A 19,025-nucleotide genomic window follows, 5' to 3' on the forward strand; every position below is an offset into this window, starting at 1 on the left:
TTTTCCTTAACAGGATGACCACTAACCCAAATTCAACTTGAGTTCGTTAAAAGGATTTTTTAAAGACACCATTATCTACGGAATTGCCGCTGTTTTACCCAGAGCAATAAACATCCTTTTAACCAAATTACACACAGATAAATTAGTTTCAGCTGAATTTGCAGAGAACACTTGGTATTTTGTTTTTGCTGCTTACTTTATTGCTTTTTTAACCTTTGGATTAGAAACAGCTTTTTTTAGATTTTTTTCAAAAGAAAAGGAAAAAGGGAAAATAGTATCAACAGCTTTTATAACACTTCTATTATCAACTACAGTTTTTTTACTTGTTTTATTAGGCTTTAATGAAACGCTATCCAGCTGGTTAGGTTTTGACAATCCTATGCATTTAAAAATATTAACGCTAGTTACTGCTTTTGACCTTCTAGTAGTTATTCCGTATGCATATTTACGTGTAACCAAAAGACCTATAAAATTTGCTTTTTATAAAATAAGCAACATCATAATTTATGCGTTTTTTAATCTATTTTTTTTATGGTTAATACCTTATGCGCTAAAAAATAATATTAGTTTACCAACTTTTTTAACTGATCACTATCAAAAAACACATCCAGTAGTTTATATATTCATTGCTAATTTAATAGCAAGCTTCGTCACATTTTTAATGCTGCTACCACAAATGTTAAAGTTTAAGTTTCAATTTGATAGATCAACATTGCAAAAAATGATGATATATGGAGTACCAATCATGATAGGCAGTTTAGCTTACGTAACTAACGAAAATCTAGATAAATTGCTTTTAGGTGATATGATTGGTAAAGATCAAATGGGTATTTATGCCGCTTGCTACAAATTAGGAGTCTTTATGACATTGTATGTAATGGCATTTAGATTGGGTGCCGAACCCTTCTTTTTTAATGAAGCACATAAAGAAAATGCCAAGGAAACTTATGCTAAAATCATGAAATGGTTCACAATCATAGGAACCGTTTTTATGTTAATTGTAGTAGTTTATATTCATCTTTTCGCAAGTATTTTATTGAGTAAACCTGAATATTATCAAGCCTTAGCTATTGTGCCAATCATTTTATTGGCAAACCTATTTTTAGGAGTTTATAATAATTTATCAGTTTGGTATAAGTTAACAGATAGAACAAAATACGGCATGTATTTTTCAATATTTGGTGCAGCAATTACAATTATTTTAAACCTATGGCTTATTAAAGAATATGGTTATATGGCTTCCGCTTGGGCTACCCTTGTAGCATATGGTAGTATGTGCATAATATCATACTTCTACGGAAAGAGATATTACAATGTACCCTATAAAATCAATGCCATTTTTCTTTATCTAATTTTAGCTACAGTTCTATCATTTATATCCTTTTATCAGTTTAAAGAGAATTATATAGTTTCTACTTTATTTGTAGTAGCTTTTGGGGGATTCATAGTATTTAAAGAAAAAAACGAACTTAAAACTATCTTTAAAAAATGACCGTAGAGATCATTAATAAATCAAAACATCAATTACCGCATTATGAAACTGAAGCTTCTGCCGGTATGGATTTACGGGCCAACATTAATGAAGCAATTACTTTAAAGCCACTAGAACGAGCAATCATTAAAACTGGATTGTTTATTGCCTTACCTGTTGGTTTTGAAGCTCAAGTTAGACCTCGAAGTGGTCTTGCCGCTAAAAAAGGAATTACCGTTTTAAATGCACCAGGAACAATTGACGCCGATTATCGTGGTGAAATAGGTGTGATTTTAGTGAACTTATCAAATGAAGATTTCGTGATAAATGATGGGGAACGTATAGCGCAATTAGTAATTGCAAAATATGAGCAAGCTGATTGGAAAGAAGTTGAAGCTTTAAATGAAACCAAAAGAGGTACTGGCGGATTCGGGAGTACTGGAGTTTAATTTTCCAGAAAATAATTTTATCGCATTATGAAAAAAGAGTTTCTGATAATTTTGGCAATTTTATCTCTAAACCAAGTTAAAGCTCAACTGATACAAGAAAGAACCATAGATATCTCATTAGGTTATGGATTGAGTGCACCTTATGATGATGTTGATGTTACAGGCAATGGGTTTTATTTACAAGGAGAATATGTATTTACATTTACTAATTGGTTAGATGTTAGACCCTATGCTGGTTTAATATTGACGAAAGTTGATGGTGATGACCAGAATTCAATTCAATATAAATCAACTGCAAATGCATTTCTAATAGGGGGTAAAGCAAGAATTACAGCTCCTATTCCTTGGGTTGCACCTTATTTAGAATCTGGAATTGGAGTATCTGTAGGTTCTTTCGAAACTCTAACCCCATTTACAAATATTGAAAAAAGCGGATTGTTATTTCACATTCCTGTCTCGATTGGATTGGAATTAGGACCCAAACACAATTTTGACCTTGCATTTACATACTATTTTCATCCTAGTGCAGAACAATTTGCAGGAGCCGTAGCACTTGGAATTTCAATTCCTTTAAAAAAATAGCATGTTAGTTAACCCCTTTAGATTCTATTCTTTCGGCAAATTCACCTTATCCTCAATAACTGTATCTATTCTATCCTGAGCCTCTTTGGGTAATAAGCCTTTACCTGCCAATACCAAGCCAAAAATCATAAGAGCGATACCCATACCACGCTTAATCTTTCTAATTACAAATGGAGTTAATCTACTTCGTAACTGCTTTGCCAGTAAAATTTTAAGTAAATCAGTGAGAAAATAAGCAATTAAAATAGTCGTAAAATATTTAAATATACGCGTGTCATTCATGTCTAAATTAGGACTAATAACTACTACCATACCTAACCAAAAGGCCAATACTCCTATATTAATAAAATTGAGAAAAAAACCTTTTACAAATAATCCTAAATAGTTGTTTTTTTCTACAACAACCAAGTCTTCATCTGTTATAACAGGTTTTCTTCGCTTGTAAAATGTGAAAAGCCCATAAACAAATAAAATCCCGCCGCCAAGTATAAACAATCGAGGATCATCTTTAATTTTTTCTAATAAAGTTCTACTACCGTAATAAGCGAACAACACAAAAAGAATATCTGCTATTATAACACCAAAATCAAAAACAACAGCAGCTCTAAAACCCTTAATTGCACTTGTTTCTAGTAAGACAAAAAAGACTGGTCCAATCATAAAAGCCAGTGCGATTCCTAAGGGTATGGCGTTAATAATGTCTTGCATATATCGACTACTATAACTAAAATTAGTATAGTTTATTTAGGGAATTTTAGTGAGCTAAAAATACAAAATTGGTTATTGAAATTTCTCAATTAACCTAAAGAAATTTCATCCGACAATTCATTAGTGTCATCAGATTGATGCGGAAAGTATTCCTTTAACTTTATTCCTGTTTCAGAAATTCCGAGTTTTAAACCATTGGCATAATTTCCGTTAGAAAACTCGCTGATGATATTATCTTTAATGCTGTTCCAAAAATCATCTGGAACAGTACCATCAATACCTTTGTCACCTAAAACAGAGAATTTTTTATCATCTACAGCAACATAAAACAAAACTCCGTTCTGTTGCTTTGTCTCATCCATTTTTAAAAAGTAAAACACCTCTTTAGCTCTCTCTAAAGCATCTTTTTCAGTGCTTTTTTCTAAATGAACACGTATTTCACCAGAAGTATTCTTTTCTGCATTTCGAATTGCTTCAATAATTTGTTGCTCTTCTACTGCAGTTAAAAAATCTTCTACCTTAGACATCCTATTCTTCTTTTTTACCGAAATCGAAGTTTACGTCTGGTGCATTCTCTGAACCAGCATCAGATTTATATCGAGCCATTTCTTTAAAGCCAAACATACCAGCTAGTATCTTTCCAGGGAATTTAGTGGTAAAAATATCATAAGTGTTTACGGCCTCGTTATAACGATCGCGCGCTACATTAATTCTATTTTCGGTGCCTTCTAACTGAGACTGTAACTCTAAAAAATTCTGATTAGCCTTTAATTCAGGGTAACGCTCAACCACAACCATTAATTTACTTAATGCGCCTGTTAAACCACTTTGCGCCTGTTGAAAAGCAGCCATATTTTCAGGAGTAATATTTGTTGGATCGATCGTGGTTGAAGTAGCTTTAGCTCTTGCATTTATAACACCTTCTAGCGTTTCCTTTTCAAAATCTGCGGCACCTTGCACTGTCTTCACCAAGTTCCCTATAAGGTCATTTCTACGTTGATAAGAGCTTTCTACATTAGACCACGCTGTCTTGGCATTTGCTTCATGTTCTACTGCTGTATTATTGAACCCTACAGCCCAGTTATATAAACCAAAACCTACTATGGCTAATATTATTAATACTATTAGTCCTTTTTTCATAATGATCTCTTTTAAAGTTGATTTTTAATTTGTAATAGTTCATCTTTCACTGCCTCTAATCTAGCAATAATTGAATGATTGTCTTTTATCTTTTCTGGGTTTTGTTTTAGTTTGGTTCGAGCACCGTCTAATGTAAATCCTTTTTCCTTGACTAAATGATAAATCATTTGTAGATTTTTAACATCTTCGGGCGTAAACATTCTATTGCCTTTAGCATTTTTTTTGGGTTTGATTACATCAAATTCTTTATCCCAAAAACGAATTAATGAAGCATTTACATTAAAAGCCTTAGCCACTTCGCCAATCTTGTAATATCTCTTGTCTGGTAAATTTATATGCATTAATCGAAAGATTGATTTTCTTGTGAAGCTGCTTTCAACATTGTTTTGAACTCTTCTGGAGTTAAATTTCCGTAATAGAAATTTATAGGATTAATTGGTTTACCATCTTTATGTACTTCATAATGTAAGTGTGGTGCCATAGACCTACCAGTGCTACCAACAAAACCAATTAAATCTCCACGTTTTACACGTTGCCCCTTTCTAACATTGTATTTAGATAAGTGAGCATATAAAGTAACATAGCCAAAACCGTGATCTATTCTAATATGATTTCCAAACCCAGATGATCCATTATCAGCTCTTTTTACAATTCCATTACCCGTAGCATAAATAGGCACTCCTTTAGCAGCAGTAAAGTCCATACCCTTATGCATTTTACGTGCTTTTGTAAATGGATCTGAACGCCATCCATACCCAGAAGCCATTCTGGTTAGGTCTTCTTTTTTTATTGGTTGAATTGCTGGTATAGATGCCAACAGTTTTTCTTTATCTTCAGCTAGGTTAATGATCTCATCTAATGATTTAGATTGAACATATAATTGCTTCGCAAGAATATCCATATTCTTAGTAGCATCAATAATCATATCAGAATTTTCAAAACCTTCTAAAGATTTATATCTATTTACTCCTCCAAATCCTGCCAAACGTTGTTCTTCTGGTATCGGATTCACCTCAAAATACATTCTATAAATATCATTATCACGTTGTTGAACACCTTCTAAAACCTTTTGAGCCTGGGTCATTTTTTTATCTAACAGCTCATAACGCAACTTTATATTATCTAATTCACGTTTTTGAGCCTTTTCTTTCGGAGATTCTATAAACTGAAGTAAAACAAAAATGATAAGTAAAGCGAATAAGACCGAGCTTGCCAAAAAAATCAACGATTGCTTTATCTTATCTCTTTTTCTTAGCTCTATTTTTCTATACGATAAGGTTTCAGAATCGTAATAATATTTTACCTTCGCCATAATGTGAATTTGTACTATTTTTGCACTTTGAAAGAGGCTATAACGTGCCTTATTTCAGTTGCCAAACGAACAAATTTACAAAATGTTTCGCAACCGTAAAAACAAGCAATTCATTTAGCTTTTAATTAACATTTTATGACATCTCAAGAGATACGACAGCATTTTTTAGACTTTTTTAAATCAAAAGAGCATAAAATTGTGCCTTCATCACCAATGGTATTAAAAAACGACCCAACGTTGTTATTTACCAATGCCGGTATGGTTCCTTTTAAAGAATATTTTTTAGGTCAGAAAAAAGTTGAAGTAAAAAGAATTGCTGATACTCAAAAATGCTTGCGTGTTTCTGGTAAGCACAACGACTTAGAAGAAGTTGGTATTGATACCTACCACCATACTATGTTCGAAATGCTAGGTAATTGGAGCTTTGGTAATTATTTTAAAAAGGAAGCTATTGCATGGGCATGGGAGCTTTTAACTGAAGTTTATAAAATTGATAAAGACAATTTATATGTAACAGTTTTTGAAGGTGATAAAGAAGATGGCCTAGACTTTGATCAGGAAGCATATGACTATTGGAAAGAATGGATAGGCGAAGATAGAATTATCAATGGTAATAAAAAGGATAATTTCTGGGAAATGGGTGCACAAGGACCTAGTGGTCCGTGTTCTGAAATTCATGTCGATATTCGTTCTGACGAAGAAAAAGCAAAAATTTCAGGAAAAGAGCTCGTAAATAAAGACCATCCACATGTAGTCGAGATTTGGAATTTGGTCTTTATGCAGTACAATAGAAAAGCAGATGGTTCTCTAGAAGATTTACCTGCAAAACATATAGATACAGGCATGGGCTTTGAGCGTTTATGTATGGTATTGCAAAACGTAAAATCTAATTATGACACTGATGTTTTTACTCCGCTTATCCGTGAAGTAGAAACTATTTCTCAAACAGAATATGGTAAAGATGAAAAAACGGATATAGCTATTCGAGTGATTGCTGACCATGTTAGAGCCGTTGCTTTTGCCATTGCAGATGGTCAATTGCCAAGTAATACTGGTGCTGGTTACGTGATACGTCGTATTTTAAGACGTGCCATCAGATACGGATTTACCTTTTTAAACCAAAAAGAACCTTTTATTTTTAAGCTTGTTCAAATCTTAAGCAAAGAAATGAGTGATGTTTTTGTAGAGCTAAAAGAGCAACGACAGCTTATTACAAATGTTATTAAAGAAGAGGAGCATTCTTTTCAAAAAACGTTGGAACAAGGCTTATTAATGTTAGACGGCATTATAAAAGGCGCTGACAATAAAGTTATTTCTGGAAATAAAGCTTTTGAATTGTACGACACATATGGTTTTCCAAAAGATTTGACTGCTTTGATCTTATCTGAGAAAGGAATGTCTTTTGATGAAGGTGAATTTAATAAAGAACTAGAAAAGCAAAAAAATCGATCTAGAGCGGCTTCAGCTGTTGAAACAGATGATTGGAACATCTTAATTGATGATCGCGAAGAAGAGTTCATTGGTTATGATTCGCTTCAAGCAGATGTACGAATTACCAGATATAGAAAGGTTACTTCAAAGAAAGATGGCGATATGTATCAACTGGTTTTCAATCTTACACCTTTTTATCCTGAAGGTGGAGGACAAGTTGGTGATAAAGGCTATTTAGAAACTCCTAATGGAGATGTAATCTATATAATTGACACTAAGAAAGAGAACAATTTAATTATACATTTTGCAGAAAATCTTCCTGACCATGTAAAAGATACTTTTAAAGTTGTAGTCGATGAAAAACAACGTTTTAGAACTGCTTGTAATCATACTGCAACGCATTTGTTGCATCAGGCATTGCGTGAAATTTTAGGAACACATGTTGAACAAAAAGGGTCTGCTGTACATTCTAAATATCTACGTTTCGACTTTTCTCATTTTTCTAAGCTTAGCTTAGATGAACTTCGCGAAGTCGAAGATTTTGTAAATGCACGTATTAACAACAAATTAAAGCTGCAAGAACATCGAAGTGTCTCTATGGAAAAAGCTTTAGAAGAAGGTGCTATGGCATTATTTGGCGAAAAATATGGAGATTCTGTCCGTACTATTCGTTTCGGTAAATCCATCGAGCTTTGTGGTGGTACACATGTAGAGAACACGGGTGATATTTGGCATTTTAAAATTCGTTCTGAAAGTGCTGTTGCGGCAGGCGTACGACGTATTGAGGCAATTACTTATGATGCGGTAAAAGACTTCTATTTTGAAACAAACAGATCTTATTTTGAAATTAAAGATCTATTTAAAAGCTCATTAAGCCCTGTTGAATCGGTAAAAACACTTCAAGAGGAAAATATCCAATTAAAGAAGCAAATAGAATCGTTGATGAAAGACAAGGCGTCTTCTTTAAAGGATGATCTAAAAAACAGTGTTGAAACTATTAACGGTATTAATTTTATCGCTACTGAGGTTTCTCTAGACCAAAGCGCAATTAAAGATTTAGCCTTTCAGCTTGGTGGTGAAATTGATGATCTCTTTTTTATTGCGGGTTCAAAAAATAACGGAAAAGCCATGCTAACTGCTTTTGTTTCTAAAAACATAATTAGTGACACGCTAAATGCTGGAAAAATAGTTCGCGAATTAGGTAAACTGATTCATGGCGGCGGCGGCGGACAACCTTTTTATGCAACTGCTGGTGGTAAAAATCCTGACGGAATTAAAGATGCTTTGGTAAAAGCGAAAGAGTATCTTAATTAATCAAAATGCAACTCCAAACCAATATTCCGTTACAACCTCAACAACACAATCAAATAGATTATAATTCTGAATTGTTATTATTAGGTTCCTGTTTTGCCGAAAATATTGGAGCTAAGTTAGATTACTTTAAATTTCAAAACAGCATCAATCCATTCGGAATATTGTTCCATCTTAAGGCTATTGAAAAGTTAATTACTAATACAATAAACGAGAAGGTATATACTGAAGAAGATCTTTTCTTCTTAAACGAACAATGGCATAGTTTTGAAGCACATTCTAAACTTAGCAATTCAAATAAAGATGAACTACTAACAAACTTAAATTCAGCCATTAAAGTTACTTCTCAACAAATAATCGATGCATCTCATATCGTAATTACCTTAGGAACCGCATGGGTGTATAGACATATTGAATCTGATACAATAGTTGCTAATTGCCACAAAGTACCTCAAAAGAAATTCTTAAAAGAACTACTTTCTGTAAATGAAATTAGTGGAAGTCTAGAAGCGACAATTTCATTGATAAAAAGTGTAAATCCTAGCACTTCTATAATTTTAACCGTTTCGCCAGTGCGCCATTTAAAAGATGGTTTTGCAGAAAATAACAGAAGTAAGGCACATTTGATATCAGCTGTTCATAATGTAGTTGAACCAAGAAGAAACATCCACTATTTTCCTAGCTATGATATTATGATGGATGAATTACGAGATTATCGTTTTTATACTGAAGATATGATTCATCCTAATCAAACAGCTATAGATTATATCTGGGGAAAATTTCAACATGCTTGGATTTCTCAGAAGGCCAAAAAAACCATGGAAGAAGTAGATGGCATACAAAAAGGGTTAGCTCACAAACCATTTAATGTAAATTCTGAACAACATCAAAAATTTATTGAGAGCTTAAAGCAAAAAATGGAAACACTTGAAAAAGCATTTCCATTTATAAATTTCAATTAGGCTACTATTAATTAACGTGTTGGTCAACATTTTGCCAAGGTCCGCCGTTAATAACATCTATACCGTGATCGGCTAAAAACTCTTCTGCTCTACCACTACGAGCACCGCTTCTGCAACATGTAATCACTGGTTTATTCCATGCTTTTATTTTGTCTACATGATCTGGCAAATAATCTAATACTATATGTTCAGAACCTTCTACATGCCCTTCATTATATTCTGCGTCAGTTCTTACATCGAGTACAACAGCATCTTTAGCCAAATAAGCTTTTACATCGCCAAATTCAGATTTTTTACTAAAAAGTCCCACTTTTTTTATTTTAAATTATTTGATACAAAGAAAACAAATAACGCTTTTATATAAAACTATTTTTTATAATTCTTACCGTAGTCAAAAACTAAATTTACAAAAGACTGCACTCCCAGTTTTAATCCACTCTCATCAATAAAAAAGTCTGGTGTATGATGTGCCGCCGCATCTTCTGGTTTAACATCTAGTGGTTTTCCTCCTAAAAAGAAATAAAGTCCAGGAACTTCTTTTTGAAAAAAAGAAAAATCCTCCGCTCCAGTAATAGCATTAATCAAATGTACATTTGTTTTGCCAGCTGCTCTCTCTAAAGAAGGAGCCATATTTTGAGTCAACTCTGGATCATTATATGTAATAGGATATCCTTTTTCTATTTCTATAGTAGCATCTCCTCCAAAAGCTTTTGCAATTGCAGGAACTCTCTTTTTCATTTCATCATTCAATTTTTTTTGCATATCATAATCCAACGTTCTAATAGTACCGATCATTTCAACTTCTTCAGGTATAATATTACCCCTTATACCACCTCTAATCATACCAACTGTAATAACGGCGGCTTCTTTAGTAAGTTCAGTATCTCTACTTACAATAGTTTGTAAGCCATTGATAATTTGTGCAGAGATCACAATTGGGTCAATACCTCCCCAAGGTCTAGAACCATGAGTTTGTTTTCCTTTTACCTTAATTGAATATCCTTGAGATGCAGCCATAATACCAGCAGGTTTATAAGAGATATGTCCAACTGGCATTCCAGCTGAAATATGTAAACCAAAAACAACATCAACATCTGGGTTTTTCAAAACTCCTTCTTCAACCATCATTTTGGCACCTCCATTTTCTCCTTTAGGAGCTCCCTCTTCAGCCGGTTGAAAAATAAATTTTATTGTTCCTTTAATATCTTTTTTATTTTTAGTGAGCACCTCTGCCACACCCATTAATATAGCTATATGCGTATCATGACCACATGCATGCATAACACCGGTTTCAATACCATTATAGGTGCTTTTTGCTTTAGATGCGAAAGGCACAGGAGTTCTTTCGGTAACAGGAAGGCCATCAATATCAGCTCGTAAACCAATAACTGGTCCTGGCTTTCCTCCTTTTAAAATTGCAACAACGCCAGTATGAGCAATACCCGTTTGCACTTCTAAACCTAAATCTTTTAAAAATTTTGCAATCTTTTCAGCCGTTTTAAACTCTCTATTTGACAATTCTGGATTTTGATGAAAATCTCTACGCCACTCAATAACTTTTGATTCGACATCGTCGATCATTTTATCAATTTTAGCATTTTGTCCTTGCGTATAAAAACAAGAGCATACAAATAAAAGAAGTAGTAATTTTTTCATTTTGAGTTAATTGTTTTGTGAAGCCTAAAAGTAAGGAAAATAATACTTAACCAAAAGTCAGTTTAATCTAGAGTTTTAAGAAAACAAATGCTACTATCAACATCTTTATATTGACCATAGTTAGGTATAATACTATACATAGATTTTTTATAAAGTGAAACCGCTGGCTCCATATCTTTTGCTGTCTCTAGAACTGATTTATAAAAACCTATTTCTTTTGCCCAGATTTCAAGCTCCATTAATATTATTTCTGCTACTCCTTTTCTTCTTGCAATGGACTTAACGAACATCCTTTTTATCTCAACAGTTGTAGCATCGTATCTTTTAAATGCTCCGCATCCAATAGCATTGTTTTCATCATAAACTATAACAACATTATTTAAATCATTTAACTTATTATATTGTTTAAAATAGTCATCTGAGTCTCCATTTATAACACTCAAATAATTATCTAACTCTTCTGTTAATAAGATAAAATCTTTATGATTTGAATTCGTTCTAATTACTTCCATTATTTTATAAAAAAATCCCACTTCTGTGGGATTTTTCCAATTACCTAGTAAATAATAATTCTCTATATTTTGTTAATGGCCAAAGATCATCATCCACCATTAATTCTAACTTATCACAGTGATATCTAATTTGTTCAAAATATGGTTTCACTTTATTACAATAAGCATCTGCTGCTTTTTGACCTTCTAACTTATTTGCTTTTTTACGAGCTTCAATCATTTCATTAATTTTTGAATTGATCTCGGCAATATGGTTTGATATTTTCTCAATCAAATCTATTTGCTCAGCAGCCAGTTTTTTAAATTCCTTGCCAAAAATATCTTTTAATCCTCTTACGTTTTCAATTAAAGTGTTTTGATATTTAACAGCCGTTGGTATAACATGATTACGAGCAATATCTCCTAATACTCTACTCTCAATTTGAATTCTCATAGTATATTCTTCCAACTCAATTTCATGACGCGCCTCTACCTCTACCTTGCTCATCACACCCATTTCTTCGAAAAGTGAAATTGCTTTTTTAGAAACCTTAGGTTTTAATGCTTCGGGCGTTGTTTTATTATTACTTAAACCACGTTTTTTAGCTTCTTTTTCCCATGCTTCTCCATAACCATCACCTTCAAATCTAATTTTTTTAGAAGCTTTAATATATTCTCTCAATACATTAAAAACAGCTTCATCTTTTTTAAGGTTTTTAGTTTCAATTAGTTTATCAACTTCTTTTTTAAATTCTTTTAACTGTTTTGCCATTATTGTATTCAAAACCGTCATGGGTCCTGCACAATTAGACCAAGAACCTACAGCTCTTAATTCAAACTTATTTCCTGTAAAAGCAAATGGAGATGTTCTATTTCTATCTGTATTGTCGAGTAAAATTTCTGGAATTTTACCAACGATATTCAATTTAAGATCTGTCTTTTCTTGAGGAGATAACTTTCCTTTAGTCACATTTTCTAATTCATCTAAAACAGCAGATAACTGCGAACCAATAAATACCGAAATTATTGCAGGTGGTGCTTCATTTGCTCCCAAACGATGATCATTACTTGCACTAGCAATAGATGCTCTAATTAATTCTTCGTAATCATTTACAGCTTTAATTGTATTCACAAAGAATGCTAAAAACTGTAAATTTTTCATTGGTGTTTTACCTGGGCTTAACAAATTCACTCCAGTATTTGTAGATAGTGACCAATTATTATGTTTTCCAGAACCATTTATCCCTGCAAAAGGTTTTTCGTGAAATAACACTTTAAATTTATGACGCTGCGCAATTTTTTCCATAACGTCCATTAATAAAGAGTTATGATCTACAGCTAAATTTGCCTCTTCATAAATAGGGGCCAGTTCAAATTGGTTTGGAGCTACTTCATTATGCCTTGTTTTCACAGGAATACCTAACAACATACTTTCCTGTTCTAAGTCTCTCATAAAACTCATAACTCTATTTGGTATTGATCCAAAATAATGATCATCTAATTGTTGACCTTTGGCAGGAGAGTGACCTAACAAAGTTCTACCTGTTAAAGTAATATCTGGTCTTGAAGCAGCGAGTGCAGAATCAATAAGGAAATATTCTTGTTCCCACCCTAAAGAAGCATTTACTTTAGAAACATTTTTATCAAAATATTTACAAATAGCTGTAGCGGCATGATCAACCGCCTGTAATGCTCTTAAGAGAGGTGCTTTATTATCTAATGCCTCACCAGTATATGCAACAAAAACCGTTGGTATACAGAGCGTTGTTCCATAAATAAAAGCTGGCGAAGTAGGGTCCCATGCTGTATATCCACGTGCTTCAAAAGTATTTCTTATACCTCCATTAGGAAAACTTGAAGCATCTGGTTCTTGTTGTACCAATTGACCTCCTCCGAATTTTTCCATAGCTCTACCTCCTTGGATAGTTTCGAAAAAAGCATCATGTTTTTCTGCAGTAGAGCCTGTTAAAGGTTGAAACCAATGCGTATAATGTGTTGCATCTTTTGACAATGCCCAATCTTTCATTGCTGCCGCAACTTGATTTGCAATTTTTCTATCAATTTTAGTTCCATATTCTATTGCATCTTTTACGCTTTGATATGCGTCACTAGTCATGAACTGACGCATAGCATGTTCGTTGAAAACATTTTTGGAAAAAGCTTCTGAGCGTCTACCGCTTTCTAAAACCTCAACGGGTTTTCTATTCAAAGTTTCTTTTAAAGCATTAAATCTTAAAGTTGACATATCATTTATTTTAATCTAATGTCAAAAATACAATTTTTTTAATTTTAAAACATATACCCTAAAAAAAATAGGGCTTAAATTATTATTTTAATAAAAAAAACAAAAACACCCCTAATTATTTTATCAATTAATTAAAAAAACACATATTTGCATTGTTAAATTAAAAAAATAGTACTATGAGCAAATCAAAGCTAGAGTATATTTGGTTAGATGGTCATGAGCCCACCCAAAACATGAGAAGTAAAACTAAAGTTGAAAATGATTTTAGTGGTAAATTAGAAGATTGCCCTGTTTGGTCTTTTGATGGTTCTTCAACCGAACAAGCATCGGGAGGTGCTTCAGATTGTTTATTAAAGCCTGTGGCAATTTATCCAGATCCAACTAGAAAAAATGGATATTTAGTGATGTCAGAAGTTTTAAGCGCTGATGGAACTCCGCACCCTTCAAATGCGAGAGCTACCATAGATGATGATGATAATGATTTTTGGTTTGGATTTGAACAAGAATATTTCTTAATGGACGGTAAAACTGGTTTACCGTTAGGATTTCCAAGAGGTGGTTTTCCTGGTCCACAAGGAAAATATTATTGTTCTGTAGGTGGTCGTTATACATGGGGTAGAGATTTTGTTGAACAACACGCAGACTTATGTATTGAAGCTGGATTAAATTTTGAAGGAATCAACCAAGAGGTTGCTCCAGGTCAATGGGAATTTCAGTTATTTGCTAAAGGAGCAAAAAAGGCTGGGGATGAGATTTGGGTAGCTCGTTATTTACTAGATCGATTAACTGAAAAATATGGATACTATATTGAATATCACCCAAAACCTGTAAAAGGTGATTGGAATGGTTCTGGTATGCATGCAAACTTTTCTAATACCACATTAAGAACTTGTGGTTCTAAAGAAGTGTATGAGAAAATTTGTGAAGCTTTTAGACCTGTTACCAAAGAACATATTTCAGTTTATGGACAATACAATGATCAACGCCTAACTGGATTACACGAAACTGCCTCTATTAACGATTTTAGTTATGGAGTCTCTGATAGAGGAGCATCAATCAGAATACCTATTATTACTGTTGAAAAAGGATGGAAAGGTTGGTTAGAAGATAGAAGGCCAGCTTCTAATGGAGATCCTTACAAAATTGCAGGAAGAATTATTAAAACTGTTAAAAGTGCAAATATTTAAGTAACAGTTAAAAATAAATTATGATAAGGCCAGCTTTTAGAGCTGGCTTTTTTTATAAGCCTCTAAAAGATAAATATATAAATATGATGTAGGCCGAAAACAGTAATAGCCCTTTTAGGCGAGAAATAATCAACTTTTTAGGAATAAATATTAGCGGCAATAGTAATAGCGAAATGGCAATCATCCAAATCAAATCATTTGACAATAAATTTTTATCAACTACGTGAATAGGTTTTACTATTGCAGTTAAACCCAGCACAGAAGCAATATTAAAAATGTTTGAGCCTATCAAATTCCCTAAAGAAATTGCTTTCTCTTTTCGCAAAGCAGCGATAACTGAAGCAGCCAACTCAGGAACGCTTGTGCCCAAAGCAACCATGCTAACGCCGATAACACGCTCACTTACACCCAATTTTTCAGCAATATCTACTGCTCCTTCAACAAGTAATTCTGAACCGGCCCATAATGCAACACCTCCAATAACAAGCCATAAAAAGATTTTTGAAGAAGAAGTTTCTCTTAAAGCTTCATCAACATCACCTTCATCATTCACAGAACCATTTTTACGAGATTGCTTGATCATAAAATAGATAAACACAATTAATGAAACTAAAAGAATCAATCCCTCAGCAGAAGACAGTACACTATCATTCCACAAAAAATAATAAAGCACCAGTGACAATAGCATCATCATTGGCCAATTCATTTTATAAAAATCTTTATCCACAGCTAACGGAAAGATAATAGCCGTAACACCGAGAACCAATGCTATATTCGCTATATTAGAACCTACAACATTACTTAGCGCCAAATCTGAATACCCATCTAAGGCCGCTTGTAAACTAACAATCAATTCTGGAGCCGAGGTTGCGAATGATACTACAGTCATACCTATTACGAGTTTAGATAGGTTTAATTTAAATGATAACCCCACAGACGATCGTACCAAAAACTCACCACCAACAACTAATAATAAAAAACCTGCAATTAGGTAAAAAATACTCATATACAATTTTTGACAAATATAATTTTAAATAGTATAAAGTTACTTAGACAATGGGTCTTTTATTAAAGAAAATATTCTGTAAAAAAGAAAAGAAAAAATGCTTTTAAGAAATAGAAACCTAAAAAACAGCCTTAAAAAAGACGATTTTTAGATGATTTAGTCCAAAACCGTTAAAAAAGACTCTACAATTATTACGCTTTATAACTAAAAACACGCTTTTATGTAATAAATTATTACTAATATCTAGATCTATTTATTACACCTGTGGTTTTAAAAATCATTATATATTAAAATTTGATAGGCAATTCTATAGATTTTTAATTTTTTTTGTGACCAAAATTTAGAAAGTTCACATATTGAAAAAGAATTAATTCTAAAACCTAAATAATTATCAACTTTTAACCCATTAAACATTTATGATTCTATTTATTATTTTAATTATTGAAACAATTATTAACCTTTTTTAAGTCGCTGCAAATTTTAATTAGACCAAACCACAAAACATAATGAAAAAGAAAATGTAGCATAAGTAAACCAATTTCAAATTAACCAAACCTAAGCTCTTGTCTCTTTTACTATAAAGATTCAAGAGTTTTTCTTTTGTATTATTGTACAATGAAAAAATCACTATTCAAATTACTAGCAAAGATCAATAAAGCTGTCTTACCAAGTTTTACGAAAAAAAGATTAGATATTTCTAAAGCTACAAAACTTCAATTAGCTATAATCGGTTGGCGGGCATTTATTACCAAGAATGCTATAGATTAGTTGTATTAAATTATACTCATTTCATTTTTCTATTATTTAGAAAAGAAATATATTTGCAACCCAAAATTGGCCTCGTGGCGCAACTGAATAGCGCATCTGATTACGGCTCAGAAGGTTATAGGTTTGAATCCTATCGAGGTCACTAAAAATAAAAAAGGCTCATACCATATCGGTGCGAGCCTTTTTACTTATCATGAATTGGAATTGTTTTTCGTATTAATCCTATTTCGGGGAGAAAGGAAAATTATTTTCGACTACAAAATTCAAACATATGTTCGAATTTTAGACAAACTGCCTTACGGCTTTACTACTTAACATAAGACAGCTTGTCTTCTAATTCACAGCAACTTTCCCTTTCATCAAAATGAAACTAACAGAAACTATTTTAATGCTTTCTATATTTTTATTCTATTATAAAGATTCTAAATTTTTTAATAAATGTTTCTTTTTAGGGACTTAATTCTAAGTTTACTTTATGTTTCACTTATTATTTACGAATCTTTTAAAGAACTTTAACTAATTGTTATGTTAGTTTTAATGTTTTCGAAAGTGTTATTTGCAACTTTCACTAATTAAACAATGATCTCTAAAAAGTTCCTACCCAAAAATTGAAATATTTTAATTTTTTTAATTAACTTATTGTTAATCAGTCTTTTAAATTTAAAATAATATTTAGAAATTTTATGCACACATTAATTTAAACTACTTAAAATCATTAAAAACCTTTACTTTTACCCATCAGTTAGAAATAAAATACCGAGTTAACACAATAATATAAATGTTAAAATTTCGCTATTTACAGACAATAAAAGACAAACAATTGTAGTTAATAGAGGCAGAATTAAAATTAGTATAATACATTAATATATAATTAATAAAGATTCGAATTAACTCTACCTTAAACAAACCAAATCACAAAACAATGATTAAGACACTTGATACTAGTGTTTGCCAAGAACATATTTTCTCAAAAATGTTTCAAAGTCATTCTACAGATCTTTTTAACTTTTTGAGATATAAGTATGGTGAAAACTTAAATCCTAAAGATAAAGTTCAAGAAGCATTTATTAAACTTTGGGACAATTGTAAGAAAGTGACTCCCGAAAAGGTAAAATCGTTTTTGTTTACTACTGCTAACAATATGATGCTTAATGAAGTGAAGCATCAAAAGGTAGTTTTAAGACATCAGCAAACTAAACCAAAGAGTTATACACACGAAGATCCCGAATACAAATTAGAAGAGTCTGAATTTATGCAAAAGTACGAACGTGCCTTGGCAAAACTATCAGAAGCACAACGTGTAGCCTTCTTAATGAATAGAACAGAAGGTAAAAGACATAAAGAAATTGCCGAAATACTCGGTATATCTAGAAAGGCAGTAGAAAAACGTATTTACGGAGCATTAGAAAAGTTAAGAAAAGAAATAGACGGTATATAGCCGTAGGAAAAAATAATACTATAGTTGTTTTATTTTAAACCGAATACAACAACTAATAAAAAATATCTATATTTAGGTAGGAAAAAAAACCTTTTAGTTGTTCTATTGATATAGAATTAAAATATGGAAAAGGATAATTTAATACAAAAATGGTTAAGTAACGAACTTAACGATGCAGAAATGGAAGCTTTTAAAAAGTTGCCCGAATACGATTCATATACTCGTATTTCTGAAGGTGCTAAACTTTTTAAGGACACTTCTTTTGATGTAAATAATGAATATAATAAGCTAGACGCAATTATAGCCAAAAAGAGAATGTCAACCAACCAAGAAACAACCCAAACAGAAACAATATCTTTATTACAAAGATTAAAACCAGTACTACAAATAGCAGCTATTTTTGTTATTGGTTTAGGAATTTATTTTGGTCCGTTTTACGACAATATGAAAACCGTAAAAACTGCCCAAAACGAAACAACCGTAAAATTACCCGATGCATCTTTAGTAGCCCTAAACAATACATCTCAAATACGGTATAAAAAGTCAAACTTTAAGAATAAGAGAGTCGTAAATCTAATTGGCGAAGCTGATTTTGATGTTAAAGAAGGCTCTACATTCGAAGTAGTAACCTGGTCTGGAACGATCAATGATTTAGTAGGTACTAAGTTTAGTGTTAAGCAACGTGCCAATACATTTGAAATTCTTTGTAAAGAAGGTGAAGTAAGCTTTACTTACAAAGGCAAAATCATTAGATTACCAGCGGGTAAAAAGCTAAACATTATAGATGGTAAAATTATCGAAGCTGAAACTAAGCTAGCTTAATTAACGTTTCACCCTACAAGCCATTAAAAAACTCCTGATTTCTCAG

At 32.3% G+C, this 19,025-nt stretch carries 19 protein-coding genes and 1 tRNA gene; 10 read left to right on the top strand and 10 right to left on the bottom strand.

The features are described from left to right. Positions 1–37 precede the first annotated feature (37 nt). From AC1EUV_RS01915 to AC1EUV_RS01925, 3 genes are read left to right on the top strand one after another with little or no spacing between them, the layout of a single operon-like run. Positions 38–1,492: an MATE family efflux transporter gene (locus AC1EUV_RS01915; protein WP_480196969.1), complete on the top strand. Its 1,455-nt coding sequence runs from the start codon at positions 38–40 to the stop codon at positions 1,490–1,492. Further along, entirely contained in the window at positions 1,489–1,920 is a 432-nt protein-coding gene (gene dut / locus AC1EUV_RS01920) for a dUTP diphosphatase (protein ID WP_480196970.1), read from the top strand. The genes AC1EUV_RS01915 and dut overlap by 4 nt, the downstream gene beginning before the upstream one ends. Positions 1,921–1,947: 27 nt before the next feature. Then, on the top strand, positions 1,948–2,502 hold the full coding sequence (locus tag AC1EUV_RS01925) for a hypothetical protein (protein ID WP_480196971.1): 555 nt from the start codon (positions 1,948–1,950) through the stop codon (positions 2,500–2,502). A 24-nt stretch (positions 2,503–2,526) separates the two neighbouring features. Here the strand turns inward: AC1EUV_RS01925 and AC1EUV_RS01930 are convergent, their stop codons facing one another. From AC1EUV_RS01930 to AC1EUV_RS01950, 5 genes are all read right to left on the bottom strand, one after another. After that, positions 2,527–3,210 carry a LysE family translocator gene (locus AC1EUV_RS01930; RefSeq protein ID WP_480196972.1) on the bottom strand — a complete coding sequence of 228 codons (684 nt, stop codon included), beginning with the start codon at positions 3,208–3,210 and terminating at the stop codon, positions 2,527–2,529. An 89-nt stretch (positions 3,211–3,299) separates the two neighbouring features. After that, positions 3,300–3,737: a TPM domain-containing protein gene (locus tag AC1EUV_RS01935; protein WP_480196973.1), complete on the bottom strand. Its 438-nt coding sequence runs from the start codon at positions 3,735–3,737 to the stop codon at positions 3,300–3,302. A gap of 1 nt (position 3,738) precedes the next feature. Then, positions 3,739–4,350 carry a LemA family protein gene (locus tag AC1EUV_RS01940; RefSeq protein WP_480196974.1) on the bottom strand — a complete coding sequence of 204 codons (612 nt, stop codon included), beginning with the start codon at positions 4,348–4,350 and terminating at the stop codon, positions 3,739–3,741. Between the two features lie 11 nt (positions 4,351–4,361). Continuing rightward, the gene (locus AC1EUV_RS01945; RefSeq protein ID WP_480196975.1) at positions 4,362–4,691 is read right to left on the bottom strand and encodes a MerR family transcriptional regulator; all 330 of its coding nucleotides are present in this window, start codon (positions 4,689–4,691) and stop codon (positions 4,362–4,364) included. Then, positions 4,691–5,662: a peptidoglycan DD-metalloendopeptidase family protein gene (locus AC1EUV_RS01950; RefSeq protein WP_480196976.1), complete on the bottom strand. Its 972-nt coding sequence runs from the start codon at positions 5,660–5,662 to the stop codon at positions 4,691–4,693. Before AC1EUV_RS01950 ends, AC1EUV_RS01945 begins: the two co-directional genes overlap by 1 nt. Positions 5,663–5,797: 135 nt before the next feature. Here AC1EUV_RS01950 and alaS point away from each other — a divergent pair, with 135 nt between their 5' ends. Both alaS and AC1EUV_RS01960 read left to right on the top strand, forming a co-directional pair. Further along, entirely contained in the window at positions 5,798–8,407 is a 2,610-nt protein-coding gene (gene alaS / locus AC1EUV_RS01955) for an alanine--tRNA ligase (RefSeq protein ID WP_480196977.1), read from the top strand. A gap of 5 nt (positions 8,408–8,412) precedes the next feature. Continuing rightward, complete coding sequence (locus AC1EUV_RS01960; protein WP_480196978.1) at positions 8,413–9,366, top strand: GSCFA domain-containing protein; 954 nt, start codon at positions 8,413–8,415, stop codon at positions 9,364–9,366. Between the two features lie 7 nt (positions 9,367–9,373). On the opposite strand, the gene AC1EUV_RS01965 is transcribed toward AC1EUV_RS01960, so the two are convergent. The 4 genes from AC1EUV_RS01965 to AC1EUV_RS01980 all read right to left on the bottom strand — a co-directional run bounded on the left by AC1EUV_RS01965 (position 9,374) and on the right by AC1EUV_RS01980 (position 13,758). Further along, positions 9,374–9,676, bottom strand: a complete 303-nt coding sequence (locus AC1EUV_RS01965) for a rhodanese-like domain-containing protein (protein ID WP_480196979.1) — start codon at positions 9,674–9,676, stop codon at positions 9,374–9,376. 56 nt (positions 9,677–9,732) lie between these two features. After that, positions 9,733–11,022, bottom strand: coding sequence for an amidohydrolase (locus tag AC1EUV_RS01970; RefSeq protein WP_480196980.1), 1,290 nt, complete (start codon positions 11,020–11,022; stop codon positions 9,733–9,735). Between the two features lie 62 nt (positions 11,023–11,084). Further along, positions 11,085–11,534, bottom strand: a complete 450-nt coding sequence (locus tag AC1EUV_RS01975; protein WP_480196981.1) for a GNAT family N-acetyltransferase — start codon at positions 11,532–11,534, stop codon at positions 11,085–11,087. A 40-nt stretch (positions 11,535–11,574) separates the two neighbouring features. Further along, complete coding sequence (locus AC1EUV_RS01980) at positions 11,575–13,758, bottom strand: glutamine synthetase III family protein (RefSeq protein ID WP_480196982.1); 2,184 nt, start codon at positions 13,756–13,758, stop codon at positions 11,575–11,577. A 176-nt stretch (positions 13,759–13,934) separates the two neighbouring features. Here AC1EUV_RS01980 and AC1EUV_RS01985 point away from each other — a divergent pair, with 176 nt between their 5' ends. Next, positions 13,935–14,945 (top strand): glutamine synthetase beta-grasp domain-containing protein, encoded by a 1,011-nt coding sequence (locus AC1EUV_RS01985; RefSeq protein WP_480196983.1) that lies wholly within the window; start codon positions 13,935–13,937, stop codon positions 14,943–14,945. A 52-nt stretch (positions 14,946–14,997) separates the two neighbouring features. Here AC1EUV_RS01985 and AC1EUV_RS01990 read toward each other — a convergent pair whose 3' ends face one another. Beyond that, positions 14,998–15,951 carry a calcium/sodium antiporter gene (locus AC1EUV_RS01990; protein WP_480196984.1) on the bottom strand — a complete coding sequence of 318 codons (954 nt, stop codon included), beginning with the start codon at positions 15,949–15,951 and terminating at the stop codon, positions 14,998–15,000. 615 nt (positions 15,952–16,566) lie between these two features. Here AC1EUV_RS01990 and AC1EUV_RS01995 point away from each other — a divergent pair. From AC1EUV_RS01995 to AC1EUV_RS02010, 4 genes are all read left to right on the top strand, one after another. After that, positions 16,567–16,719: an SsrA-binding protein gene (locus AC1EUV_RS01995; RefSeq protein WP_480196985.1), complete on the top strand. Its 153-nt coding sequence runs from the start codon at positions 16,567–16,569 to the stop codon at positions 16,717–16,719. Between the two features lie 68 nt (positions 16,720–16,787). Beyond that, positions 16,788–16,861, top strand: a tRNA-Arg gene (locus AC1EUV_RS02000). 780 nt (positions 16,862–17,641) lie between these two features. After that, complete coding sequence (locus AC1EUV_RS02005) at positions 17,642–18,157, top strand: RNA polymerase sigma factor (protein ID WP_480196986.1); 516 nt, start codon at positions 17,642–17,644, stop codon at positions 18,155–18,157. Positions 18,158–18,280: 123 nt separating this feature from the next. Further along, on the top strand, positions 18,281–18,979 hold the full coding sequence (locus AC1EUV_RS02010) for a FecR domain-containing protein (RefSeq protein ID WP_480196987.1): 699 nt from the start codon (positions 18,281–18,283) through the stop codon (positions 18,977–18,979). Positions 18,980–19,025: the final 46 nt, after the last annotated feature.

The sequence above is a fragment of the Maritimimonas sp. 2304DJ26-3 genome (assembly GCF_056591635.1).